The sequence below is a fragment of the Kitasatospora sp. NPDC036934 genome (assembly GCF_055608425.1).
Genome location: NZ_JBVJQR010000012.1, coordinates 157,147 through 179,166, shown reverse-complemented (window position 1 = coordinate 179,166; position 22,020 = coordinate 157,147). Strand labels below are relative to the sequence as shown.

General features: G+C 74.9%; 23 protein-coding genes. 8 read left to right on the top strand and 15 right to left on the bottom strand.

Features of this window, described 5'->3' with window-relative positions:
* Positions 1-2: 2 nt before the first annotated feature.
* From ACZ7BZ_RS20245 to ACZ7BZ_RS20210, 8 genes are all read right to left on the bottom strand, one after another.
* On the bottom strand, positions 3-1,475 hold the full coding sequence (locus tag ACZ7BZ_RS20245; RefSeq protein WP_470359453.1) for a preATP grasp domain-containing protein: 1,473 nt from the start codon (positions 1,473-1,475) through the stop codon (positions 3-5).
* An 85-nt stretch (positions 1,476-1,560) separates the two neighbouring features.
* Complete coding sequence (locus ACZ7BZ_RS20240) at positions 1,561-2,493, bottom strand: 3-oxoacyl-[acyl-carrier-protein] synthase III C-terminal domain-containing protein (RefSeq protein WP_470359452.1); 933 nt, start codon at positions 2,491-2,493, stop codon at positions 1,561-1,563.
* Positions 2,494-2,694: 201 nt separating this feature from the next.
* On the bottom strand, positions 2,695-3,261 hold the full coding sequence (locus tag ACZ7BZ_RS20235) for a hypothetical protein (RefSeq protein WP_470359451.1): 567 nt from the start codon (positions 3,259-3,261) through the stop codon (positions 2,695-2,697).
* A 152-nt stretch (positions 3,262-3,413) separates the two neighbouring features.
* The gene (locus ACZ7BZ_RS20230) at positions 3,414-5,057 is read right to left on the bottom strand and encodes a hypothetical protein (RefSeq protein ID WP_470359450.1); all 1,644 of its coding nucleotides are present in this window, start codon (positions 5,055-5,057) and stop codon (positions 3,414-3,416) included.
* Positions 5,051-5,992 (bottom strand): ABC transporter ATP-binding protein, encoded by a 942-nt coding sequence (locus tag ACZ7BZ_RS20225; RefSeq protein WP_470359449.1) that lies wholly within the window; start codon positions 5,990-5,992, stop codon positions 5,051-5,053. Before ACZ7BZ_RS20225 ends, ACZ7BZ_RS20230 begins: the two co-directional genes overlap by 7 nt.
* Before the next feature lie 104 nt (positions 5,993-6,096).
* Positions 6,097-6,690 (bottom strand): TrmH family RNA methyltransferase, encoded by a 594-nt coding sequence (locus ACZ7BZ_RS20220; RefSeq protein WP_465739580.1) that lies wholly within the window; start codon positions 6,688-6,690, stop codon positions 6,097-6,099.
* Positions 6,687-7,331, bottom strand: a complete 645-nt coding sequence (locus tag ACZ7BZ_RS20215) for a class I SAM-dependent methyltransferase (RefSeq protein ID WP_470359448.1) — start codon at positions 7,329-7,331, stop codon at positions 6,687-6,689. The genes ACZ7BZ_RS20220 and ACZ7BZ_RS20215 overlap by 4 nt, the downstream gene beginning before the upstream one ends.
* A 158-nt stretch (positions 7,332-7,489) precedes the next feature.
* On the bottom strand, positions 7,490-7,960 hold the full coding sequence (locus ACZ7BZ_RS20210; RefSeq protein ID WP_470359447.1) for a carboxymuconolactone decarboxylase family protein: 471 nt from the start codon (positions 7,958-7,960) through the stop codon (positions 7,490-7,492).
* Between the two features lie 187 nt (positions 7,961-8,147).
* Between ACZ7BZ_RS20210 and ACZ7BZ_RS20205 the strand changes: the two genes are divergently transcribed.
* A complete protein-coding gene (locus ACZ7BZ_RS20205; protein WP_380461447.1) occupies positions 8,148-8,342 on the top strand; it encodes a hypothetical protein in 195 nt (64 codons plus the stop codon).
* Between the two features lie 17 nt (positions 8,343-8,359).
* On the opposite strand, the gene ACZ7BZ_RS20200 is transcribed toward ACZ7BZ_RS20205, so the two are convergent.
* Entirely contained in the window at positions 8,360-11,164 is a 2,805-nt protein-coding gene (locus tag ACZ7BZ_RS20200; protein WP_470359446.1) for a lysylphosphatidylglycerol synthase transmembrane domain-containing protein, read from the bottom strand.
* A gap of 57 nt (positions 11,165-11,221) precedes the next feature.
* Positions 11,222-11,983: an SDR family oxidoreductase gene (locus tag ACZ7BZ_RS20195; RefSeq protein ID WP_470359445.1), complete on the bottom strand. Its 762-nt coding sequence runs from the start codon at positions 11,981-11,983 to the stop codon at positions 11,222-11,224.
* 166 nt (positions 11,984-12,149) lie between these two features.
* Between ACZ7BZ_RS20195 and ACZ7BZ_RS20190 the strand changes: the two genes are divergently transcribed.
* The 4 genes from ACZ7BZ_RS20190 (at position 12,150) to ACZ7BZ_RS20175 (ending at position 14,913) form a co-directional block, all read left to right on the top strand.
* Positions 12,150-13,079 (top strand): helix-turn-helix transcriptional regulator, encoded by a 930-nt coding sequence (locus ACZ7BZ_RS20190; protein WP_470359444.1) that lies wholly within the window; start codon positions 12,150-12,152, stop codon positions 13,077-13,079.
* A 37-nt stretch (positions 13,080-13,116) separates the two neighbouring features.
* On the top strand, positions 13,117-13,383 hold the full coding sequence (locus tag ACZ7BZ_RS20185; protein WP_465739573.1) for a UBP-type zinc finger domain-containing protein: 267 nt from the start codon (positions 13,117-13,119) through the stop codon (positions 13,381-13,383).
* A 131-nt stretch (positions 13,384-13,514) separates the two neighbouring features.
* Positions 13,515-13,784 carry a hypothetical protein gene (locus ACZ7BZ_RS20180; protein WP_470359443.1) on the top strand — a complete coding sequence of 90 codons (270 nt, stop codon included), beginning with the start codon at positions 13,515-13,517 and terminating at the stop codon, positions 13,782-13,784.
* Positions 13,785-13,935: 151 nt separating this feature from the next.
* A complete protein-coding gene (locus ACZ7BZ_RS20175; protein ID WP_470359442.1) occupies positions 13,936-14,913 on the top strand; it encodes a sigma-70 family RNA polymerase sigma factor in 978 nt (325 codons plus the stop codon).
* Here ACZ7BZ_RS20175 and ACZ7BZ_RS20170 read toward each other — a convergent pair.
* Positions 14,821-15,174: a hypothetical protein gene (locus tag ACZ7BZ_RS20170; protein WP_470359441.1), complete on the bottom strand. Its 354-nt coding sequence runs from the start codon at positions 15,172-15,174 to the stop codon at positions 14,821-14,823. The two genes, ACZ7BZ_RS20175 and ACZ7BZ_RS20170, sit on opposite strands and share 93 nt — an antisense overlap.
* Positions 15,175-15,395: 221 nt before the next feature.
* Between ACZ7BZ_RS20170 and ACZ7BZ_RS20165 the strand changes: the two genes are divergently transcribed.
* The gene (locus ACZ7BZ_RS20165) at positions 15,396-15,887 is read left to right on the top strand and encodes an NUDIX domain-containing protein (RefSeq protein ID WP_470359440.1); all 492 of its coding nucleotides are present in this window, start codon (positions 15,396-15,398) and stop codon (positions 15,885-15,887) included.
* A gap of 67 nt (positions 15,888-15,954) precedes the next feature.
* Here the strand turns inward: ACZ7BZ_RS20165 and ACZ7BZ_RS20160 are convergent, their stop codons facing one another.
* From ACZ7BZ_RS20160 to ACZ7BZ_RS20145, 4 genes are all read right to left on the bottom strand, one after another.
* Positions 15,955-16,713: a Clp protease N-terminal domain-containing protein gene (locus ACZ7BZ_RS20160; RefSeq protein ID WP_470359439.1), complete on the bottom strand. Its 759-nt coding sequence runs from the start codon at positions 16,711-16,713 to the stop codon at positions 15,955-15,957.
* Positions 16,714-16,847: 134 nt separating this feature from the next.
* A complete protein-coding gene (locus ACZ7BZ_RS20155; protein WP_470359438.1) occupies positions 16,848-17,594 on the bottom strand; it encodes a tyrosine-protein phosphatase in 747 nt (248 codons plus the stop codon).
* 150 nt (positions 17,595-17,744) lie between these two features.
* Positions 17,745-18,569, bottom strand: coding sequence for a VC0807 family protein (locus ACZ7BZ_RS20150; RefSeq protein ID WP_470359437.1), 825 nt, complete (start codon positions 18,567-18,569; stop codon positions 17,745-17,747).
* A 157-nt stretch (positions 18,570-18,726) separates the two neighbouring features.
* Positions 18,727-19,398: a hypothetical protein gene (locus tag ACZ7BZ_RS20145; protein ID WP_470359436.1), complete on the bottom strand. Its 672-nt coding sequence runs from the start codon at positions 19,396-19,398 to the stop codon at positions 18,727-18,729.
* A gap of 398 nt (positions 19,399-19,796) precedes the next feature.
* Here ACZ7BZ_RS20145 and ACZ7BZ_RS20140 point away from each other — a divergent pair, with 398 nt between their 5' ends.
* Together ACZ7BZ_RS20140 and ACZ7BZ_RS20135 are read left to right on the top strand one after the other, a co-directional pair.
* A complete protein-coding gene (locus tag ACZ7BZ_RS20140; RefSeq protein ID WP_470359435.1) occupies positions 19,797-20,690 on the top strand; it encodes an RNA polymerase sigma factor in 894 nt (297 codons plus the stop codon).
* Entirely contained in the window at positions 20,687-21,667 is a 981-nt protein-coding gene (locus ACZ7BZ_RS20135) for a hypothetical protein (RefSeq protein ID WP_470359434.1), read from the top strand. Before ACZ7BZ_RS20140 ends, ACZ7BZ_RS20135 begins: the two co-directional genes overlap by 4 nt.
* Positions 21,668-22,020: the final 353 nt, after the last annotated feature.

The window sequence follows — 22,020 nt, the reverse complement described above, 5'->3', positions numbered from 1 at the left end:
GATCAGCTCCGTTCCGGGAAGGCCGCGAGGCGGCGGGTGATGTCGGTGTCCAGCTCCGCGATCTCCTCGTCGGAGGCGCCGACCAGCACGCCGTACAGCCGGCCCTCGAAGCCCTCCGGGCTGTCCGCGGCCGTGCCGTGCGCGGCGTTCACGGTGGCGTAGTTGTTGACGAACAGGCCGCGGGGCCGCGCGCCCCGGCCGTCGGGCCGCGCGCCGTCGGGCGCCGAGCCGTCCGGCTCGGCCCGTACCGGCTCGTCCAGCAGCAGGCCGTCCAGCCGTTCGGCCAGCTCGGCGAAGGGCAGCGGACGGGTGAGCCGCAGCGGGTAGTGACGGGCGACGGCGACGTCCTCGGGGCCGGCCAGCCCGCCCTCGTGCACCACGTTCTGGTAGGTGGACATGTTGTTGCGGGCGTTGATCTCGATCACCGGGTAGAGGCCCTCGTCCGGGTCGACCATCGCGTCCACCCCGACCACGCCGTAGTAGCCGTCCGCGGCGAGCCGCTCGCCGAGTCGCAGCGCCGTCGCGGCGATCTCCGCGACCTGCCGGTCGGACAGCCGGGCCGGGATGCGGTGGCCCTTGTGCACTCCGCCCTCGGTGAGCAGCTCCTTGACGAAGTCGAAGTGCACCGAGCCGTCCCGGCCCACGGTGAACTGGTAGTTGAGGTCGCAGCGCTTGGCGACCCACTCCTCCACCACCAGCGCCGTGCGCGGCACCCCGGCCCCGTCCTGGGCGGCCCGGGCGGCCTTCTCGGCCTGCTGGACGGCCATCCGGTGCAGCCGGCCCAGCCGGGCCGCGGAGTCCAGCACCACGATGCCCTTGCCGGACACCCCGAAGGCGTCCTTGAGCACCACCTTCCGCCCGGCGTCCAGCAGTTCGCCGGCGGCGGCCACCGCCTCCGCCAGCTCCTCCAGGGTCTCGCAGGCCCAGCCGCGGGCCTGGCGGATGCCCAGCTCGTCGGCCAGGCGGCGGCTGTACACCTTGCTGTTGACCCGCTTGCAGACGGCGGCTGCGGGCGCGGCCAGCGGGAGCCCGGTGCGGGCGGCCAGCTCCTCCTCGACGGCGGAGATGCCGTGCGCGGTAAGCCGGGCGCCGTCGGCGGTGAGACCGGCCAGGGCGTCGAGCAGGGCCGGGTCGGCGAGGGCGTCCTCGCTGACGGTGCGCTGCGGGTCCTGGCCGGCCACCACGTGCACGGTGGGCAGCTGGAGGCCGAGGCCCTCCAGGTAGCCGCGGTAGCCGTCGTCCGGCGCGGTCTTCAGTACGACGTGGTCGTCCTTGCCGCCGAGCAGCAGGGTGAACTCGTCCATCCGGTTGACCACCGCACTGCCGGCGTGCGAGGCCACCCGGGGCAGGGCGGGCTCGCCGAGCGCCCAGTGGTTCTCCACCTCGAAGTTGCCCAGGAACACCAGCGGGGTGTCCGGTGAACCGGAGACCGCGCGCTTGAGTCGCGCGCCGAAGCCGGCGGAGGGAAGGTGCATGTCGACCTCGTCCATTTCTCGTGTGCGCTCGGTCCGGGAAGGAGCCGTCGGTGCTCGACGGCCCCGTTCGTACCGGACGGTCTCGTCAGTGCTCGAACACCATGGCGGCGAAGGTCGCCCCGAGCCCCACGCTGGTCATCAGGTAGCGGTCGCCGGGGCGCAGCCGCCCCAGCTCGGTGGCCTTCTGCAGGTTGATGAAGGGGTCGGCGCAGAAGCAGTGGCCGGTCTCGCCGACCAGATCGAGGAAGACCTTGTCCAGCGGCAGCCCGAGCTCCTTGCAGACACCGATCCAGGACAGCCGGTTGACGTTGTGCGGCAGCACCAGCGCCAACTCGTCCAGCTTGCAGTCGGCTTCGGCCAGCGCCGCGTCGATCACCTCGCACAGGCCCGGCCCGTACAGCTCCTGGAACTCCTTGGCGGCGGTCCCGCTCATGATGAACTCGTCGCCGAACTGCGGGTAGGTGCGGGCCGCGTAGCCGATCATCCGGTCCGGGCCGGAGCGGTCCGCGCTCACCAGGAATGCCACGGTGCCCTCGCCCATGACGGTGACGTCCGGGATGGACTGGGTCTGGGCGGTGCAGGCCTTCTCCCCGGCCACCACCAGGGCCAGCGCGTCCGGGTCCGGGTCGGCGGAGAGCAGGGTGCCGGCCAGGTCCAGGGCGAGCAGGCCGGAGGCGCAGGCGTGGTGCGAGACGACGAACGCGGCGGCGTGCTCCAGGCCGAGTTCGGCTTGGAGCGGACCGAGCGAGGTCATCGGGTACGGCAGCGGCGACGGCATGGTGCGTGCCTGCAGGACGTACTTGACGCGCTGTTCCTGGCCGCGCAGCTCGACCAGCTTGGTGGCGGCGCGCAGCAGCAGCTCGGTCTCGGTGGCCGCCGGGTCGCGGCACACCTCCGCGAGCCCGTAGAAGCGCTGGTAGCGCCGCAGCTGAACGTCCGTCAGTTGGAGTCGCTGCTGGAAGCGGGCGATCGGGATGGTGTCGGGAAGGCAGCTGGAGACCGCCGTGATCGACGTCATGCCCACTACGGTGGCGGGCGGCGCTGACGCTCAGCTGACGCCGGGCTGACCGTCTCCGTGGCCCGCCGCCCGCCTGCCCTCGCCCACCGGTGGCAACGGTGGCAACCGTGCCCATCGGTGCCTACCGCTGCCTACCGCTGCCTACCGCTGCCTACCGCTGCCTACCGCTGCCCACCGCTGCCTACCGGCGCCTATCGGCGCCTATCGGTGCAGGACGGTGCCGCCGCCGATGACCCAGAGGCCGGCCGGGACGGCGCCGCACTCGGTGACCTCGGTGTGCATCGCGGGGTCGGTCCGTTCCCAGCCGACCCGGCGCTCGCCCTGCCCGTCGGCCGGGTAGAAGGTCAGGCCCGCCTCGGGATGCTGCCCGGGCTGGAAGGGCTGCGGCTCGCCGCCGAGCGGGGTGAGCACCATCTGTGAGATCGGCCCGGTCACCGTGACGGCGCCGTTCCCGGCGACGGTCAGGCAGTCGACGTCGAACTCGGCCCGGATGGTGCCCTCCCGCTCGAACACGTGCTGCACCACGACGTGCCCCCGGGCGCGGCCGTCGACCGTACGGGCATCGACCCGGGCGGTGAGCCGCTCGCCCGGGTTGGGGCCCGGGCCGTGCTCGTTGAGCAGCGTCCAGCCGTGCAGGGCGAGGTGTCGGGCCGGTGCGGCTGCGGACGCGGGTGCGGACGTGGGTGCGGCTGCGGCGGTGCCCGCCGTCCCGGCGGCGAGGGCCGTGACGGCGGTGGCGAGTGCGACGGCGGCGGTGAGCTTGCGCATGGTCGGTCCTGGTGTGTCTCGGAGGAGTTCGGGCGGTCGCCCGGCCCCTCCAAGCTCCCAGTCGACCACCGGCCGCGGCCTCCGCCGCGGGGAGGGACCGGCTCCCCCCGACGGGGGAACCGCCCCTCCTCCACCCGGCGCACCGAGGGGTGTCACCGCGCCGCGTGACGTATCGCGTCCAGGGCGAGCGCGGCGGCGGCCAGGGCGGCGGCCAGCCCCGCGACCGCCGCCGGCGCCGGGGCGCGCTCCCCGGAGACGCCGAGGAAGTCCAGCCCGGAGACGTGGTTGACCATCCCGTACCAGAGCATCGGGTAGACGGTCTGGAACAGCCGGGGGCCACGGCTGAGGCTGCCGCAGAGCAGCGCCAGGGCGGGGACCAGCAGGGCGCCCGCGAGTGCGCCGAGAGCCGCCCGGGACTGCCCGGCGCCGGCCAGCCGCAGGGCGGGTACGGCGACCACCGCCAGCGCCGGGACGATCCCGGCGAGCAGTCCGGCCAGCCCCCGGCGCAGCGGGGACGGACAGGCGGCGAGCAACTGGTCGATGCTGCCGCCGTCGGCCCGGTGGCCCATCCGGGCCCAGAGCAGCATCGGCCAGAGCATCGCGAACGGCAGCACCGCGTGGCTCGGCCCGTCCGGTGCGACGCCCGCCGCGGCCACGGCGAGCACGGCCGCTCCGGCCCACCAGACCCGTTGGCCCCGCACCAGGATCCGCAACTCCCCGAGCAGCGCGTCGTAGCCGATGCGCCCCTGCCGGGGAGCGGTCAGCCGGGCCGGTGCCGACCCGAAGACCGGCCCGGGCGGGGACACCGCCGCGCCCCCGCACGGCCCGCTCGGCCCGCCAAGCCCGCTAGGCCCTCCAGGCCCTCCAGGCCCTCCAGGCGCGACGGCCCCGGCCGCCCCGACGCCTCGCCGGGCCGGCGCCCCGATGCCTCGCCGGGCCGGCGCCCCGTCGAAGCGCCGGAACCAGAGCGCCCCGAGCAGCGCGATCCCCACCGCCGCACCGACCAGCAGCACCCCCGTGGCCGCCGGGCCGAACGCCTCACCGGGCCCGAGGCCGGGCCAGTCGAAGGTGCCGAGCACCCGGTCGTCGGCCGTCAGGCCCACGCCGAACTCCACCCCGTCGACCGGCCGCCCGCCCGCCGCGAGCACCTCCCGGATCGAGGCGGTGATCCGCCGCATGCCCAGCAGGTCCGGCCCGCCACCGGCCTGCGCGCCCAGCACCACCACCAGCCAGACCGTGAACCAGACCGCCGCCCCCAGCCCGCCGCGCAGCCCGGGCACGGTGTCGAACAGCACCGCGCACCCGGCCACCGCCGCCAGCAGCGGCAGCGTGATCAGGACGTACGGCAGCAGCAGCCGCACCACGTCCACCTGGTCCGAGTCGCCCTTGAGCAGCTGCACCGCGAGCGCCGTCCCGGCCAGGGCCAGCAGCATCGAGCCGAACAGCAGCAGGTTGCTGACGAACTTGCCCGCCAGGTACCCGGTCCGGCTCAGCGGGGTGGCGGCGAGGAGCCCGCCGACGCCGCTGCGCTCGTCCCGCCCGATGGTGCCCCGGGCGATCCCGAAGCCGGCCAGCGAGAGCCAGACCGCGCCGCCGAGCGCCGTCACCGTCCCCACGTAGCCGCTGGTGTAGCGGCCGTGCAGCTCGGTCACCTGGAACACCTGCCAGCGGGATTCGCCCACCGGTGCGGCCAGTAGTCCGAGCGCGAGCGTGCCGAGCAGCACGACCAGGTAGCCGGGCCGCCGCCGACGCTCCCGGAAGTCGGCCAGGGCCAGCGCCCAGGTGCGCGTCACCATGCCGGCACCTCCTCGGTCCGTCCCGGCGCGGCCCGGTCGGCGGTGAGCAACAGGTACGCGTCCTCCAGCCGGGGCGGTACGGGCTGCGCCCCGGGCTCGGGCGCGTGCCGGGACAGCACCCGCGCCCGGACGCCCTGCGGGGTGCGGGTGGTGCCGCCGAGCAGGAACCGCGAGCGCAGCAGCGGGAGCCGGTCGGCGGCGACGGTCAGCTCCCAGACTGAGCCCTCGGCGCCGCGCAGCAGCTCCTCCGCGCTGCCGTGGTGCAGCAGCCGCCCGTCGCCCATCACCGCGATCCGGTCGGCGGTGGCGGCGACGTCCGGGACGATGTGGGTGGACAGCACGACGATCCGGTCGGCACCGAGCCCGCTCAGCAGGGTGCCGAAGCGCAGCCGCTCCTCCGGGTCGAGCCCGACCGTCGGCTCGTCCACGATCAGCAGCGCCGGGTCGTTGAGCAACGCCTGGGCGATGCCGACCCGTTGGCGCATCCCGCCGGACATCGCCCCCAGCCGCTGCCCGGCCGCGTCGGTGAGGTTGACCAGTTCGAGCAGTTCCTCGATCCGGGCCCGGGCGGAGCGCCGCCGCAGCCCCTTGGCGGCGGCCAGGTAGGCGAGGAACTCGCGGGCGGTGAGCTGCGGGTAGACGCCGAAGTCCTGTGGCAGGTAGCCGACGGTGCGGCGCAGTGCTCCGGGCCGGCGGGCGATGTCCACCCCCTCCCACAGCACCCGCCCCGAGGTGGGCCGGGTGACCGTGGCCAGGATGCGCATCAGGCTGGACTTCCCGGCGCCGTTGGCCCCGAGCAGGCCGAGCACGCCGGGCCGGAGCGTCAGCGAGAAGGAATCCACGGCGCGTCTGCCGCCGCGGTACTGCTTGGTGAGGTCGAGGATCTGGAGTTCGGTCACGTCCTGAATGCTTCCGCTCGGGCCGCCGCGGCACATCTGCCGTTCGGCAGATATCCCAGGGCGGATCCGGGCGGATCCGGGCGGAAAACGCGGAAGGGGTGGGCCTTTCGGCACACCCCTTCAGGTCATCTGACCGCGCGTCAGTCGTCGTCCCCGAGGTCCCCGAGACCATCGAGGTCGCCCCCGGCGTCGCTCCCGTCCGGCGTGCCGCTGATCGCGTACCCCTGGCGGCGCGCCTCGTAGCAGGCCACCGTCGCCGCCGCCGACACGTTCAGCGAGCCGACCCGGCCCAACTGCGGCACGAACACCACCTGGTCGCAGAGCGCCAGCGCCTCGGGCGTGATCCCGCGGTCCTCGTGCCCGAGCACGAAGGCCACCGCCGGGGTCAGTCCGGCGGCGAACATCGGCACCGCGTCGTCCGCCAGCTCCAGCCCGACCACCTTGAAGCCGTCGGCCTTGGCCGCCGCGACCGCCTCGGCGACGGTCTCGAAGTGCTCCACCTTCAGGTACTTGTCGGTGCCCATCGCGGCCTTCTGCGCGCCGGAGGAGCGCACCGACGGGGTGTCCCCGGTCAGGTACAGCTTCTCGGCGCCCATCGCCGCCCCGGTCCGGACCACCGAGCCGACGTTGAACGGCGACTGCAGGTTCTCCAGGATCATCGCGAGCCGGAACTCGTTGCTGCGCCGCCACGAGCGGTGCAGTCGCTTCAGTTCGGTCCCGCGCAGCTGCTTCACGACGTCGTTCCCCGTCCACTCTCGGTGCCCTCGCCCGAATCCGGGCGGGGCCGCGCTTCCAGAATCCGGAACCCGTTGACCGACGCGACCCGGGAGGTCGGGTAGCCCTGCTCGTTGAGCCACTTCTGCAGCGAGTCCGAGCCCAGGTGCTTCTGCACCACGAGGAACGCCGAACCGTCCGGGGTCAGCCGGCCGAGCCAGTGCGTCAACAGCCCGCGCAGCTCGGCCTTGCCGATCCGGATCGGCGGGTTGGAGTAGATGGTGGCGAACCGGAGGTCCTCGGGGACGTCGTCCGGCAGCGCGGCCTGGACGTTGCCCAGCCGCAGCGCCACGGCGTTCAGCCGGACCAGTTCCAGCGCGCGCTCGTTGACGTCCACCGCCCAGACCGGCAGCCGCTTGCGGCGGCTCGCCCAGGTCAGCGCGATCGGGCCGTAGCCGCAGCCGACGTCCAGGATCGGGCCGCGCACCCGCGGCGGCGGGGCGTGCTCCAGCAGGATCCGGGTGCCCTGGTCGAGCCGGCCGTGCGAGAACACCCCGGTGTCGGTGGTCAGTTCGAGGGTCAGGTCCGGGAGCGAGACCGTGATCGGCCGGCGCTCGCTGGCGACCTCGGGTGCACTGGAGAAGTAGTGCGAGCCGGACATGATTTCCCTGTCGTTCGTGCGGGCCGTCGTCGGTGCGGGCCTCGGGGCCGCGGGGGCCACCGGTGGGTGCGGTCGGGCCCTGGGCCTGGCACCGATCGTACCCCCGGTGGCCCGGGGCCCGTTCCGCACGGGCACGCGCTGACCAGCGGGCCCGCCGGTCAGCGCGTGCCCGGGGTCCTGCGGGTGGCGATGTTGATCCGGTTCCAGGTGTTGATGGTGAAGCACACCGAGATCAGCTGGGCCAGCTCCGCCTCCGCGAAGTGCGCGGCCGCCCGGGCGTACACCGCGTCCGAGACCCCGTCGCAGATCCGGGTGATCTCCTCGGCCAGCGCCAGCGCGGCCCGCTCCCGCTCGCTGTACACCCCGGCCGGGGCCTCGTGCCAGACCGGCAGCAGGTAGATCCGCTCGTCGGTCTCGCCGGCCTCGCGGGCGTCCTTGGTGTGCATGTCCAGGCAGTACGCGCAGTTGTTGAGCTGCGAGGTGCGCATCTGCACCAGCTCGACCAGCGCCGGGTCCAGACCCTCGCGGGCGGCGGCGTCCAGGGCGATCATCGCGCGGAACACCTTGGGGACGGTGCGGGCGTGGTCGAGGCGGCGGGCGGGGGTGGCGGTGGTGTCGTTCGTCGTCATGGGTAGAACCCTAGGAGCGGAATGAACCCCTTCAATGGGTCATTCATCTGCGGGATCCGTGGGTCAATTCAGCCCCGGACAACACGCCGGAGCGGCCCCGGCGCATCGCGTCCACGCTCCCGGCGGCGGATACTGCCAGTACCGCCATCCGGGCCCTGGGAGCCTCCCGACAGTGAGGACGGACGCCATGCCGCAGAATCACGAGGACTACCTGATCGACGAGGCCGTCGAGGCCGTCGAGCCCGACGAGGACGCCCCCACCGGCGACGAGTACGACGAGGTCGCCGAGCGTCGCGCCGTCGGCGCCGACCCCGCCACCGACGTCGCCGACGCCGCCGAGCAGAGCCGGGTCGTCCAGCTCGACGAGGACGACTACCGCTGAACCCGGTGTCCGGCCCCTTACAGCGCCTTGCGGCGCTGCAACCAGGTCATCGCCGCCCAGCCCGGCAGCACCGGCAGGATCAGCGTCAGCAGCCGGAACAGCGCCACCGCCGCCAACGCCCCGCCCTTCTCCATCGACGCGGTCTGCTCCAGCCCGAACACCAGCGCCGTGTCCACCGCGCCGGCCCCGCCCGGGGTCGGCGCCGCGTTGCCCGCCGCGTTGCCCACCAGGAACACCACCGCCACCGGGGCGAAGGACGGTACCCGGCCGATCGCGCGGATGCAGCAGTACAGGCAGGCGATCAGGCACAGCGACACCAGCAGCTGCCCGGCCACCCCCACCGCCAGCCGCCCCGGGTTGCGCAGCAGGTCCAGCAGCCGCGGCAGCACCTCGGCCGTCAACGGCCGCAGCCGCGCCGCCAGCCACCGCCGAGCCGGTGGGATCGCCCACACCACCGCCAGCAGCACCGCCGCCACCGCCAGCCCGCCCACCACCGCGGGCAGCGCGTCCAGCTCCGAACCGCCGGGCTGCAGGTCCAGCAGGTAGACGAAGGCCCCCAGCTGCAACAGGTGCAGTACCAGCCCGATCAACTGCCCCACCCCGACGCTGGACAGCGCCTGCGCGGTGGGGATGTTGGCCCGCTGCAGCAGCCGGGTGTTCAGCGCGATCCCGCCGACGCCCCCGGGCGACACCAGCTTCACGAACGCCCCGGCCACCTGCGCCAGCACCACGTTGCGGAACTCCAGCCGCTCCGGTACGAACCCGACGAAGCCCATCGCCGCCGCCACGTGGCTGCACCCGGCCGCCACCAGCGCCAGCACCAGCCACCACGGATCGGCGTCCGCCAGCGCCGCGACCGGGTTGTCCTCGGTCGCGAAGAACTGCGGGATCAGCAGCCACCCGGCCACCACCCCGCCCACCACGGCCAGCAGCGTCCGCGGCCGCACCCGCTCCAGCCGCACCGGCCGCCCCAGCACCTCCGGTCGCCCGCGCGACACCTCAGCCCGGATCTCCTCCAACAGCCCCCCGGCCGGTGCGGTGGGGTGCGTGCCGGTGGGGACGGTGGCGCTGCCCGTGCCACCGTCCGGCCCGGCGGTCGTCCCGGCGAGGTGTTCGACGGTCGTGCGGTCGGCCGTGTCCGGGGTGTTCGCCCCGGTGTCCGGGGCAGCCGCGTCCGCTGCCGCAGCCGCCGCGCGGTCCGCCCGCCCGTCGCCGTCCGCCTTCGCCTCCGCCCGCAGCCGTGCCCCCGCGTCGCCGTCCGGCGCGGCCGCCCCCGCGGCCTTGCCGCCCGGCCGGTGCTTGAGGGCCTGCCGGGTGGAGCGGGCGAGGGCGATCGGCTGGAGGAGCGGCAGGGCGTCGCCGAGGGTGTCGGGGCCGAGGACGGCGGTGGCGGTGCGGACGGCGCGGGCGGCGCCGGCCCGGAGCGCGAGGGTGGTGAGCAGCTGGGCGATGTCGCAGCGCAGGACGAGTTCGCTCGCCGCGATGTCGCCGTCGGCGAAGTCGACCAGGTGGATCGCGCCGCCGTCGTCGACCAGCAGGGAGGACGGTACGAGGGCGCGGTGGGCGATCTCGCGGCGCTGGAGCAGGGCGAGCTGGTGCCAGGCGTCGGCGAGCAGGCCGTCGGTGACCTCCGCGTCGTCGAGCTGGTCCAGGGGCCGGCCGGCGAGGTGTTCGTAGGCGATGAGGGCGGTGTCGTGGCCGAGGCCGGCGGTGGCGGCGATGCGGCGGGTGCGGACTCCGGCGGCGAGGGCCGCGTAGGTGACCAGCGCCTCGTGTTCCAGCCCGGTGCGCGGTGAGCGCAGGGCGCGGGGGTGCGGGGCGGTGCGCAGCCGCAGGCGGCGCCAGGCGCGCTGGACGGCGGCGGCGGTGACGGCCTGCCGGTCGAGGAGCTGGACGTCGAGTTCGGGCCGGCCGTCGGCCTGCCGGACCAGGTAGCGGTCCGGCCCGGCGGGGAGGGCCTCGACGGGCCGCAGTCCGCTGTCCCGCAGAGCCCGCAGGACCTCTCCGGGCCGGGGTCGCGGGTCCGGGGTGCCGACGGCGTACAGGGTGCCGTGGGCGCCGGTCCAGCCGATGAGCAGGCCGAGCAGCAGCGCGGTGGGGGTGGCGTAGCCGCTGGCCAGTCCGGCGATGCCGGAGAGCGCGAGGACGGCCCACGGCAGGCGCCGTTCGCGGCTGCCGGAGGCGGTCATGAAGGCGAGGACGGGCGCCAGGTAGCCGTAGACGGGTTCGGTGTGTCCGAGCGCGTCGGCGGGCAGCCGCTGGGTGAGTGCGGTGAGCAGCGAGGCGGGGGCGAGGTCGTCGGCCCACAGTCCGAGGGCGAGGGTGGCACCGTACGAAGTGACGGCGGCGAGCAGCCCGTCGGAGACCTGTTGGAGGGCGCGCCGCCGGTCCGGGCCGAGCAGGCGGCGGGCGGCGAGCCCTACCGGCAGCAGCAGGACGGCGGCGGTGGTGAGCCCGCCGGCCAGGCCGGCCAGCGGCCGGGGCACCAGGGCGGCGGCCTCGGCGACGTCGGCGGCGAAGCCGCCGGTGGTGGCGCGGGCGTAGTCGGCGAGCAGCAGGGTGAGCACGATCGCGGTCAGGCCGGTGAGCAGCCGGATCAGGGCGACGGGCTGCCGGATCCGGCCGGTCTCGGCGAGCGGCCTGGCCCGTCGGCGCGGTCCGTCCGGCTGCCCGGGGGCGCCCGCGCCGCTGCCGGGGGCCTGCCCGGGTATGCCTCCGCCGCTGCCGTCGGGTGTGCCCCCGCCGCTGTCCGGCCGCCCGGCCGGGGCCGTACCGCGGCCCCCGCCGGTGTCGCCGTTCGTTCTCCCCGTCACGATCGCCACGGGTGGCATGCTCCCATGCCGTCCGGTGGGCCGAGGGCGTGGATCCGCGCTGCCCGGTCATGCCTGCCGGGTCGGCAGCACCACCTGGTGGCGCAGGTTGACGTGCCGGGGGCGGCTGACGGTGTAGGCGATCAGGTCCGCGATGTCGTCCGCGCTGAGTGCCGGGATCGCGGCGAACATCTCGCCGAGGCCTTCGCGCAGCTCCGGGTTGTCGATGTGCCCGCCGAGTTCGGTGTCGGTGAGGCCGGGCTCGATCGTGCTGACCCGGACGTCGTGCGGGCCCAGTTCGGTGCGCAGGGCGGTGGACAGCTGGGTGAGCGCGGCCTTGGTGGCGCCGTACACGGCGTAGGCGGGGAAGGAGACGTGTGAGGCGATGGAGGAGACGTTGACCAGGTCGGCGGTGCGGCCGTCGGCGCCGGCCGCGGTGAGGTCGGCGGTGAAGGCGCGGATGATCCGCAGGGCGCCGGTGAGGTTGGTGTCGATCATCCGGGTCCATTCGTCGATCCGCCCGTCGGCGAGCGGGTTGGCCAGCATCACCCCGGCGTTGTTGATCACCAGGTCGACCGGGCCGTAGGCGTCGTGGACGGTCTCGGCGGCGGCGTCCACGGAGGCCTGGTCGGTGATGTCGGCGGTGACGGCGAGGGCCCGTCCGCCGGCCGCGGTGATCTCGGCGACGAGGGCGTCGAGCCGGTCGGTGCGGCGGGCGAGCAGGGCGACCCGGGCGCCGTCGGCGGCGAGCAGCCGGGCGGTGGCGGCGCCCATGCCGCTGGCGGCTCCGGTGACGACGGCGGTGCGGGTGGCGAGGGCGGGGTAGCTCATCGGGGACTCCTGGAGGGGGTCGGCGGCTTGACGTCCACCACTCTGCGGCGGTTCCGCGCGCCCACCCAGGGCTGAGCTCCACCCGGGAACCGCCTTCCCGGGCAAGGCTTTCCTGGGAAAGCCAGTACCACCCTGGGGTCGCCGCCCCGGGGCTACCCTGCCTGGCATGGAGAACACCCTGGGGGACTTCCTCCGCTCGCGCCGGGCCCGGATCCAGCCGGAGGAGGTGGGCCTGCCCGCGCACGGCCGCCGACGCGTGCAGGGCCTGCGGCGGGAGGAGGTGGCGCAGCTCGCAGGGGTCAGCGTGGACTACTACATCCGGTTGGAGCAGGGCCGCGGCGGGAGTGCCTCGGACGCGGTGCTGGACGCGGTGGCCCGGGTGCTGCGGCTGGACGAGGTGGAGGCGGCGCACCTGCGGTCGCTGAACCGCCCCCCGAAGGCGGCACCCGCCAAGGTCCGGGGGGACCGACTGGTCCGTCCGGGGACGCGGCTGCTGCTGGAGCTGATGACCGGGGTGCCGGCCTTCGTGCTGGGCCGCCGGATGGACGTGCTGGCCTGGAACGCCCTGGGCGACGCGGTGAACGGTTTCTCCGGGCGTGCGGGCCGCAAGCCCGGTGCCCCGCCCAACCAGGCCCGGGACGGCTTCCTCGACCCGGCCACCCGCGCGCTCTACCGCCAGTGGGACGCGGTAGCCGCCGAGACCGTCGCCCAACTGCGCCGGGACGCCGGGCTGTACCCGGACGATCCCGCCCTGGCCGCCCTGGTGGGCGAACTGTCGGTGCGCAGCGAGGAGTTCCGCCGGCTCTGGGCGGACCACCTGGTGCGGGAGAAGACCAGCGGGGTGAAGCTGTTGCGGCACCCGCTGGTCGGCGAGCTCGACTTCGGGTACGAGACCCTGGCCGTCAACGGGTCGCCGGACCAGGTGCTGGTCGTCTACACCGCGCCGCCGGGCTCGCCCACCGCCCAGAAGCTCGCCCTGCTGGCGAGTTGGACGGCCTCCGGCACGGTTCCGGATGCCTCCGGGGTCTCCGAGACGCCTGAGGCCTCCGAGATGTCCGAGGCCTCCGAGACGTCCGAGGCCTCCGAGACGTCCTGAGCGGGCGGCCCGGCCCGGGCCGTCATAGCCTTCCACCATGAGTGCCTGCGAAGACCTCGCCATGGCCCCCCGGGACATCGAGCCCGCCCCGCCCACCGACGGCTGCGCGGACTGCCTGGCCCGGGGCAGCCGGGACTGGGTGCACCTGCGGGTCTGCCTGGACTGCGGCCACATCGGCTGCTGCGACAACTCGCCGCAGCGGCACGCCACCGCGCACTTCCACAACACCTCGCACCCGGTGATCCGGTCCTACGAGCCGGGGGAGGACTGGCGCTGGTGCTACGTCCACGAGCTCATGGGCTGAACCGTCCGGGCCCGGTCCTCGACCTCACCGGTGGCACCGATGCCCGACCCCGGTAAAATTCGGACATACACACCCGAGCGGCCCCTCCGGCCGGCACCCGCCCGGCCGCGGTCGCCGAAGGGAGGCCGACGATGACCAAGCTAACGGCGAGCGGCACCGCCCAGCTCCGCCAGGGCACCCAGGAACTGCTGGAACGCCGCGGCATGGCGACCTCGCCGGGCCGGCTCGGCCCGAAGCCCAGTTCCGGCGCGGTGTCCTCGGCCGCCGGGAACCCCGCCGCGGACGCCTTCCGCCACGGCGGGCGCGACGCGGCGTCCGCGCTGCCGCACTCCGTCCCGGCGATGCACGCGGAACTCAAGGGCCACCGGCACCGCGGTGCGGAGAAGCACTCCGCCCACTGACCCACGGCCCCGTCGGGGCGGACGCCACCGAACCCGGCGCCCGCCCCTGACGCGTGCTCAACCACCTTTCCCGGCAGCCCCGGGGGCTGTCAGTGCCGTGCGCTACGTTCGTCCCGTTCACCAGCACGCGGCGGGACGACGGGGGCACACCATGTCCGATGTGATCACGGAGGAGCCGGTCGAGCTCCAGCTGGAGCGGCACCGCACCGAACTCACCGGCTACTGCTACCGGATGCTCGGCTCGGTCTTCGAGGCCGAGGACGCGGTGCAGGAGACCATGGTCCGGGCCTGGCGCGGGCACAAGGGCTTCGAGGGGCGGGCCGCGCTGCGCTCCTGGCTTTACCGAATAGCCACCAACGTCTGCCTGGACGCGCTGAACGGCCGCAACGGCCGGGCCCGTCCGATGGATCTCGCCGGCCCGGTGACGGTGGCCACCGCCCATGGCACCCAGCTGCCCGAGGTGACGTGGATCGGCCCGGCGCCGGACGGCCGGGTGCTCCCCGAGACGGGGGACCCGGCGGAGGTGGCCGCCCAGCGCGAGTCGGTGAAACTGGCCTTCGTCGCCGCGCTGCAGCGGCTTGCGCCCCGGCAGCGGGCGGTCCTGATCCTGCGCGAGGTGCTCGGCTGGAAGGCCGCCGAAGTGGCCGAACTGCTGGGCGTCACGGTCGCCTCCGTCAACAGCGCGCTGCAGCGCGCCCGCGCGGTGCTCGCCTCGGACGCCTCCGCCGCTCGCCCGGCCCCCGCGCTGGACGACGCGCACCGCGCGCTGCTCGACCGCTACGTCCGCGCCTTCGAGGCGTACGACATGGACGGCCTGGCCGAGTTGCTGCACGAGGACGTCACGCTCAACATGCCGCCGTTCTCGATGTGGCTGCGCGGTCTGGGGGAGGTCCGGGCCTGGATGCTCGGCCCGGGGCACGGCTGCAGGGGCTCCCGGCTGCTGGCGGTGACGGCCAACGGCGGCCCGGCCCTGGCCCAGTACCGGCCGAGCCCGGAGGGCGGGCACGAGCCGTGGGCACTGATCGTGCCGGAGGTGTCAGGGGGCCGGATCACCGGGCTCACCAACTTCCTCGACACCGACGTGCTGTTCCCACTGTTCGGCCTCCCGGCCCGGCTCCCCGCCGAGTGACTCGAGTGACCCGGCCGGGTCACTCGGGTCGAACGGGTCGAACGGGTCGAGCGGATCGGCCGCTCCCGGCAGCAGCGCCGCGAGCCCGCTGAACGCCAGCAGTTCGCGCAGCGGGCCGGCGGTGTTCAGCAGCACCACCCGCACCCGGTGCCGGGCGGCGGCCAGCCGCAGCCGGGCGAGGGCGTCGACGACGGCTAGGTCGGGGGCGGTCAGGGCGCCCAGGTCGCAGCTCAGTACGGCTTCGTTCGCGGTGCTCTCCATGCGGGTTGGACCGTTGCCGGGCGCCGGACTCATCGGTCCGGCCCGCAGCGAGGTGCGGCCCGAAGTGAGGTGCGGCCCGAAGTGAGGTGCGGCCCGCAGTGGGGTGGCGGAGTGCGGCGATGACGGCTCGCGACGCGATGACGGAGCACGGCGCGATGACGGAGCACGGCGCGGTGGCAGAGTGGGGGCGGACCGAACCGCCCTGCCCCAGGAGGAACACCGTGACGGCTGAGCCCTTGAGACCCCGCGAGGAGTGGCTGGCGTCCCTGCCCCGGATCTACGCGGGGGCGGGCTGCCTGCTGCGCGACGAGTCCGGCCGGATCCTGATCGTGAAGGCCGGGTACCGCGAGCACTGGCAGTTCCCGGGCGGGACGATCGACCTCGGCGAGGGCCCGGTCGAGTGCGCCGAGCGGGAGTTGGAGGAGGAGACCGGCATCGTGCAGGAGGCCGGCGACCTGCTGGCCATCTCCTGGACCCACCCGTCGGACGAACTCGACCACCCGGCCCAGCACTTCATGTTCGACTTCGGCACCGTCCCGGACGGCACCCCGGTGACCGTTCCGGCCGGCGAGCTGGACGCCCACCGCTGGGCCCCGCTGGACGAGGCGCTGGAACTGCTCGGTCCGGCCCGTTCGGTCCGGCTGCGGGCGGCGCTGGAGGCGGCCGTCGACGGCCGGGTCCGGATCGTCACCACCCGCGTCTCCGGCTTCTAGGCGGTAATCGGCAAGTACCGTGCCCCGGGCGGGAGTCCCGCCCGGGGCACGGTAGGTGCGGAGCGTCTCACCGCTGCTCGGGCGCGGCGTCCCGGGCGGCGACGATGGCGGCGATGGCCTCCGAGACGAAGGTCTCGGTCTCGGTCTTGTCGACCTTGAGCCCGGCGAGCACGCCCTCGCCGTTCTCCAGCTCCAGCAGGGCGAGCAGGATGTGCTCGGTGCCGACGTAGTTGTGTCCGAGCTTGAGCGCCTCGCGGAAGGTCAGCTCCAGCACCTTCTTGCCCCGCGCGTCGTACGGGATCAGTGCGGGCACCGTCTGCTCGACGGCGCTCGGCAGTGCGGCGGTGGCCGCCGTCCGGAGGGCCTCCGGGGTGACGCCCTGGGCCGTGAGGGCCTTGAGGCCGATGCCTTCGGGCTCGGCGAGCAGGCCGAGCAGGATGTGTTCGGCGGTGATCTCGGGGTTGTTCGCCCGCCGGGCCTCCTCCTGCGAGGCCACCACGACCTTGCGGGCCCGGGGCGTGTACCGGGCGAACCCCTGGCTGGGGTCGAGGTCGTTCGGGGCGCCCGGGTCCTTGGGGACGAAGCGCTTCTGGGCGGCCTGCTTGCTGACGCCCATGCTGCGGCCGATGTCGGTCCAGGAGGCGCCGGAGCGCCTGGCCTGGTCCACGAAGTGGCCGATGAGGTGGTCGGCGAGGTCGCCGAGGTGGTCGGCGGCGATGACCGCGTCGGAGAGCTGGTCGAGCGCGTCGACGTGGACCTTCTTGATCGCGGCGATCAGGTCGTCGAGGCGCAGCGGAGTGGTGTTGGGAACAACGGGATTCTCCATACGTCAACCGTAGGTTGTCGATCCGAGGATCGTCAACCATCGGTTGACGCTTACCGGCGGGTAGTTTGCGTCCGCATTCCGTGGAACGTCTCATCGAACGTTCTGCCGGACGGCGGCACCGCCGGTCGGAGGCCCTACGCCCCCGTCAGCAGCCGGTCCCGGACGGCGGCGATCTGGGCGGGCGTGACCCCTGCCGCGAGCAGGTAGCCCGCCGGGTCGAGCCCGTCGAGCCCGTCGAGGGCGTCCGCCAGGGCGGCCTCGGCGGTGGTCCCGGCCTCGGCCAGCGCCGCGTCGATCCGGCGGTACGGGTCCGGCAGGCCGAGCATCCCGTACAGCGGGCGGACGTTGGGGGCGCTCAGCAGGTAGTCCTCGGCGATCGCGGCCCGGTCGACCCCGGCCAGGGCGAGCAGCAGCAGGGCGGCCAGGCCGGTCCGGTCACGGCCGGCGCCGCAGTGCACCACCAGTCCGCCGGGTCGGGCCCCGGCGATCGCGGTGACCAGTGCGGCGGCGGCGTGCGGGCAGTGCTCCAGGTACGGGCGGAAGGCCAGCGGGGTGCCGTCCAGTCGGCCGTGGGCCTCCCACCAGGCGGGACCGGCCAGTTCGTCCAGCGGGACGCGGACCAGCTCGACGCCCTCGGGGAGCGGGAGGAGCGGCTTGTACTCCTCGGCGTTGCGCAGGTCGACCACGGTGCGGACGCCGTGGTCGAGGAGGGCGTCCCAGCCCTCGCGGGTCAGGCGGTCCAGGTTGTCCGCCCGGACTATCGCGCCGCGGACGGTCGGCTTGCCGGAGGCGGTGGGCAGACCGCCCAGGTCGCGGACGTTCAGGCAGCCGTCCCAGGCGAGGGTGCGGTCCTCGGTGGTGGTCAGCGCGTCGGTCCGCATGGTGGGCTCCCCGTTTCCTCGGTCGGGGGTACCGTTACCCCCTCGTTATCAAGACTCCCGGGAGATCCCGATGGTTCCTGATCGTTCGAACCCAGGGCACCCGCAGTTCGCTCGGTGGACGGATGGTTCGTACCGAGGCTCGACGGGGGCTCAGGCCGCGGTGGGTGCCTCGGTCTCGGCGGCGACCAGCTTCTCGATCGGGTCGGTCGCGATCTGACCGACCATCGAACCGGCCACGATCGCGCCGATCAGGAACACGGTGGACAGCCAGGCCATGGTCGACACCGGCAGGGTGAAGGCGCCGACCACCCGTGCCGCGCACTCGGCCAGCAGCGCGGTGCCCCAGATCCCGGCGAACACCCGCTCGTGGCGGCGGAAGGCCCGCGAGGCCGCCGCCCGCCCCTCGACCAGCCGCTGCCAGGCGGCGGTGCGGTCGCGCTTGCCCTTGGTGACGAAGGGCATCAGCATCGGGGTCATCACCGGCCGGCCGACCGCCGCCGAGACCAGGATCGCCAGCGCCACGGTGCCGCTCAGTCCGCCGTCCTTGGCGATCATCATCCGGGCGTCGCCGGTGACGAAGGTGAGCGCCAGGCCCGCCAGGTTGACCGCCAGCATCAGCGCGGCCCACAGGTTGAGGCTGCGTTCCTTCAGCAGGCCCAGGAGGGTCCGGCCGGCCGGGAAGACGCTGCTCCAGGCGAGCGCGGCGAACTCGCTCAGGCCGCAGGCCGAGTGCAGCAGGTAGTAGCCGGCCAGCGGAGCGAGCACGTCGAGGGCGAGCGGGCGCAACCCGGCGACCAGCGGGTTCGGCGCCCCGGCGTCCTGGGCGTTCCGGACCTGCTCGGCGTTCCGGACCTGCTCGGCGTTCCGGACCTGCTCGGCGTTCCGGACCTGCTGGGCGTTCCGGACCTGCTGGGCGTTCCGGACGGGCGGGGCGGGAACGGCGGCGGTGACGGCGGTGACGGTCCGGCTGCTCATGGTGGGTTCCTCCCCGGCTGGTGACCGCGGGCCCCTGCCCGCGTCGTGCCTCCAGTTTTTCGGTCCGACCCGCCGTCAGAGCAGTGTCGTCCGTTGCCGGATCCGCATGACAGGTGTCACGGCGCCGCCCATGACAGGGTCGCTGACCTGCATCGTTCTAGCCGAAGGTCCACAGCTCCCGCCCCAGGGTGTCCCGGCAGCGCACCGTCCGGAACCGCTCGTCCCCGGCCGACAGGAACCCCCGGGCGGCCCCGGCCAGCACCGTCCGGGCCACGCCGTCGCCCCGGGTCCAGGCGCCGGTCAGCACCAGCGCCCCGGCAGCCAGCTCGGCGCGCTGCACCCGGGCCACCGAGGCGGTCAGCAGCGCGGCGTTGACGTCCTCCAGCTCGGCGGGGGAGAGGTACGCCCCGCCGGTGGGGGAGCGGTCCGCCGCGGCCCGGCGGCGCAGCTCCGGCAGGCCGTAGTCGCGGACGGCGGCGACGGCGTCGTCCAGCGGCAGCCGCCAGCGCGGCCCGGGCAGCACCTCCCACCAGACGTCCTCGCCGACCGGCAGCACCTCGCCGATCCTGGCCCGCCAGACCTCGGAGCCGTACCGGGTGCGCGGGTCGGGCAGGGCCGGGCCCGCCCGGTCGGCGCGGCGGACCAGGCCGAGCGCGAAGGTGAACGCGACCCGGTCGGAGGCGGGCCGCTCGACCAGATCGACGAGCAGCCAGTGGTCCTCCTCCGGCAGCAGGAAGGTCGGGTGCCGCCCGGTGAGGCCCAGGCTGCGCAAGGCGGGCGCGAGGTGCTCGCGCAGGCCCTTGGCGTGGAGCTCGTGGGCAGTGGTCATCGCGGTCTTCCCTGCTGGTCGTACGGAGCCGGCCGTGCGGAGTGGCGGTCCCGAGCCGGCCGTGCGGAGCCGGCTGTGCGGAGCGGCCGTCCGGACCCGGCCGTGCGGTCGCCCCGGGTTCCGGTCCCTCTGCCGGTCCCGGGCCGACACCCGCCCGAACGGGCTCGGGCGGGTGTCGGTACGAACGGGCGCGGTGGGGTCGCGGGGTCACGGCGGCGTGGCGGGCCCGGCGTCCGGGCAGGTCGGGGCCCGGATCGATTCGCCTACCGACAATGTAGGCGGGGGCGGTGTTCCGGGGCTTCGGGCGAACGGCAGCCGTCGGCGGGACCTTGGCCCCGTTCGGTCCGGTCCTTCGACCGGCGCCGACCCGATCCCCTGGATGGCGCATCATGTGGCGGGTGCAGAGTGCAGAACGCCCCGGAGCGGGCACCGGCAGCCACCTCGGCCGGTCCGGACCAGTACCTCCCGCCGGCCCACCGGGCGGGGGCGCTGCTCCCACCGACCTGACCGAGGCGGTCCGCGCCGCCCAGGAGGGGGACGAAGAGGCTTTCCGGCTGTTGTTCCGGACCGTCCAGCCGGGCCTGCTGCGCTACCTGAGAGTGCTCGTCGGCGGACGGCCGGAGGACGTCCAGGACGCCGAGGACATCGCGTCCGAGACCTGGTTGCAGATCTCCCGCGACCTGCGCGGCTTCTCCGGCGACGGCGACGGTTTCCGCGGCTGGGCCGCCACCATCGCCCGCAACCGGGCGATGGACCACCTGCGGGCCCGGCGCCGCCGCCCGGTCGCCGATCTCCCCTTCGAGTACCTGGTCGAACAGGCCGCCGGGGACGACACCGCCCGCGCCGCGCTCGCCACCGTCGGCACCGCCGACGCCCTGGCGCTGATCTCCCGGCTGCCCCGCGACCAGGCCGAGGCGGTGCTGCTGAGAGTGGTCATGGAGCTGGACGCCGAGAGCGCCGCCCGGGTGCTCGGCAAGCGGGCCGGCAGCGTCCGGATGGCCGCCCACCGGGGACTGCGCCGACTGGCCAAGCTGCTGGACCAGCCGTTCTCCTCCGGAGCCGGGATCCCGGCCGCCCGGCCGGCCGAACCGGGGACCGGGAACGCCGCCGGTCGTCCCACAGGACGCCCCGCCGGACGACCGGCCGGACGAGCTGCCGAAGCGCCCGCGCAACGACCCGCCGAAGAGCCCGCGGAACGACCCGCGGAACGACCCGCGGAACGACCCGCGAAAAAAACTTCTCCGCAGGGTGTGACAGAACACCGGGCCGCGACGCTGAAGGACATGAGATGAGCACCAACCGATCCCGTCGGATCGACCGTGATGCCGCCGAGCAGCTGCTCGGCGGTGCCGTGGGCGGCCCGTCGGCCGGGCAGGACGCCTCGCTCACCGGACCGGACGGTCCCGGGCAGCTCGCCCGGGTCCTGGCCGCGGCCGCCGCTCCGGCGACGTCCGCGGAACTGGCCGGGGAGGAGGCCGCCCTGGCCGCGTTCCGGGCGGCGAGTCTCACGCCCGACCCCGTAGTGACCCCCGTCCGGAGACGATCGATGGCAACCGCCGCGCTGGCCAGGGCCTTCAGCACGAAGGCCGCTGCCGCCATGCTCGGCGCCACCGCGCTGTGCGGGGTCGCGGTCGCCGCCGGCACCGGCAACCTGCCCGCCCTCGGCGGCGGCCCGTCCGAGCCCGAGCACGCGGTGGCCACCCCGGGCACCCCGCCCGGCACCGGCCCGTCCTCCTCCGCACCCCAGTCCGGGGTCTCCAGGCCGTCCACCGGCGCCACCGCGGACCCGCACACGGCCGTCCCGTCCGCCCCCGCCACGGCCGGCGGGCACACCGGCCTCCCCGCCCCGCCCGCCGCGCTGCTCCCGCTCTGCCAGGGCTTCGAGGACCGTACGGGCAAGGGTGAACGCCCCGGCAAGCTGGCCGTCGACCCGCTCTTCGCCCCGCTGATCGCGGCGGCCGGTGGCGCCGACGCCGTCCAGGACTTCTGCGCCGGCACCCCCGGTCACCAGGGCGGCGACCACCAGGGCGGCGACCAGCAGGGCACCGCCACCGCCCAACCGAGCGCCCCCGGCCGGAGCGGTTCCGGCAAGGGCGGCGACGGCGGCAACGGCAACACCGGCGGCGGAAACAGCCAGAACGGCGGTGGCAACGGCACCAAGCCCGGCAAGGGCGGCGTGGTCCCGCCCCCGACGGGCGCCCCCACCCTGCCGGACATCCATCCGAGCAGAACCGTCCCCTCCGAGGACGACCCGTCGGCCCGGAGATGACCCCCAGAACTCCGGGTGGGCGGCGAGCGACTCCCCCCGGGCTCGCCGCCCACCCGGACCGCACCACCCCGCAGTAGCCGCAGGACGCACAACCACCCGAAGACCCCGGGTGGACGGTCGGCTCCCCCGTGCCCACCGTCCACCCGGCCGGCCCCGGCCGGACCGGCAGGCGCTCACCCCGGACGCGCCGCCGGCCCGGCCGGCCCGGAACGTGCGGCCCGCCCTCCCGCAGTCAGGGCGGGCCGCACCCCGATCCGGCGGTCGGGGGACCGCTGCCCGGTCCCCCGGCCGCCACCCCCTCGGGCCCTGGGCCGGGGCGGCTATCGTGCACAGGTGCACGAGGCCGCCCGGGA

What these genes read in the sequence shown, in the direction of transcription:
- ACZ7BZ_RS20155 (WP_470359438.1), bottom strand. Translation starts at nt 17,594, where the DNA reads ATGCGGACCGACGCGCTGACCACCACCGAGGACCGCACCCTCGCCTGG.
- ACZ7BZ_RS20230 (WP_470359450.1), bottom strand. Translation starts at nt 5,057, where the DNA reads ATGGTGACGCGCACCTGGGCGCTGGCCCTGGCCGACTTCCGGGAGCGT.
- ACZ7BZ_RS20175 (WP_470359442.1), top strand. Translation starts at nt 13,936, where the DNA reads ATGTCCGATGTGATCACGGAGGAGCCGGTCGAGCTCCAGCTGGAGCGG.
- ACZ7BZ_RS20225 (WP_470359449.1), bottom strand. Translation starts at nt 5,992, where the DNA reads ATGTGCCGCGGCGGCCCGAGCGGAAGCATTCAGGACGTGACCGAACTC.
- ACZ7BZ_RS20215 (WP_470359448.1), bottom strand. Translation starts at nt 7,331, where the DNA reads ATGTCCGGCTCGCACTACTTCTCCAGTGCACCCGAGGTCGCCAGCGAG.
- ACZ7BZ_RS20160 (WP_470359439.1), bottom strand. Translation starts at nt 16,713, where the DNA reads ATGGAGAATCCCGTTGTTCCCAACACCACTCCGCTGCGCCTCGACGAC.
- ACZ7BZ_RS20145 (WP_470359436.1), bottom strand. Translation starts at nt 19,398, where the DNA reads ATGACCACTGCCCACGAGCTCCACGCCAAGGGCCTGCGCGAGCACCTC.
- ACZ7BZ_RS20195 (WP_470359445.1), bottom strand. Translation starts at nt 11,983, where the DNA reads ATGAGCTACCCCGCCCTCGCCACCCGCACCGCCGTCGTCACCGGAGCC.
- ACZ7BZ_RS20240 (WP_470359452.1), bottom strand. Translation starts at nt 2,493, where the DNA reads ATGACGTCGATCACGGCGGTCTCCAGCTGCCTTCCCGACACCATCCCG.
- ACZ7BZ_RS20245 (WP_470359453.1), bottom strand. Translation starts at nt 1,475, where the DNA reads ATGCACCTTCCCTCCGCCGGCTTCGGCGCGCGACTCAAGCGCGCGGTC.
- ACZ7BZ_RS20185 (WP_465739573.1), top strand. Translation starts at nt 13,117, where the DNA reads ATGAGTGCCTGCGAAGACCTCGCCATGGCCCCCCGGGACATCGAGCCC.
- ACZ7BZ_RS20170 (WP_470359441.1), bottom strand. Translation starts at nt 15,174, where the DNA reads ATGGAGAGCACCGCGAACGAAGCCGTACTGAGCTGCGACCTGGGCGCC.
- ACZ7BZ_RS20210 (WP_470359447.1), bottom strand. Translation starts at nt 7,960, where the DNA reads ATGACGACGAACGACACCACCGCCACCCCCGCCCGCCGCCTCGACCAC.
- ACZ7BZ_RS20190 (WP_470359444.1), top strand. Translation starts at nt 12,150, where the DNA reads ATGGAGAACACCCTGGGGGACTTCCTCCGCTCGCGCCGGGCCCGGATC.
- ACZ7BZ_RS20205 (WP_380461447.1), top strand. Translation starts at nt 8,148, where the DNA reads ATGCCGCAGAATCACGAGGACTACCTGATCGACGAGGCCGTCGAGGCC.
- ACZ7BZ_RS20150 (WP_470359437.1), bottom strand. Translation starts at nt 18,569, where the DNA reads ATGAGCAGCCGGACCGTCACCGCCGTCACCGCCGCCGTTCCCGCCCCG.
- ACZ7BZ_RS20180 (WP_470359443.1), top strand. Translation starts at nt 13,515, where the DNA reads ATGACCAAGCTAACGGCGAGCGGCACCGCCCAGCTCCGCCAGGGCACC.
- ACZ7BZ_RS20235 (WP_470359451.1), bottom strand. Translation starts at nt 3,261, where the DNA reads ATGCGCAAGCTCACCGCCGCCGTCGCACTCGCCACCGCCGTCACGGCC.
- ACZ7BZ_RS20135 (WP_470359434.1), top strand. Translation starts at nt 20,687, where the DNA reads ATGAGCACCAACCGATCCCGTCGGATCGACCGTGATGCCGCCGAGCAG.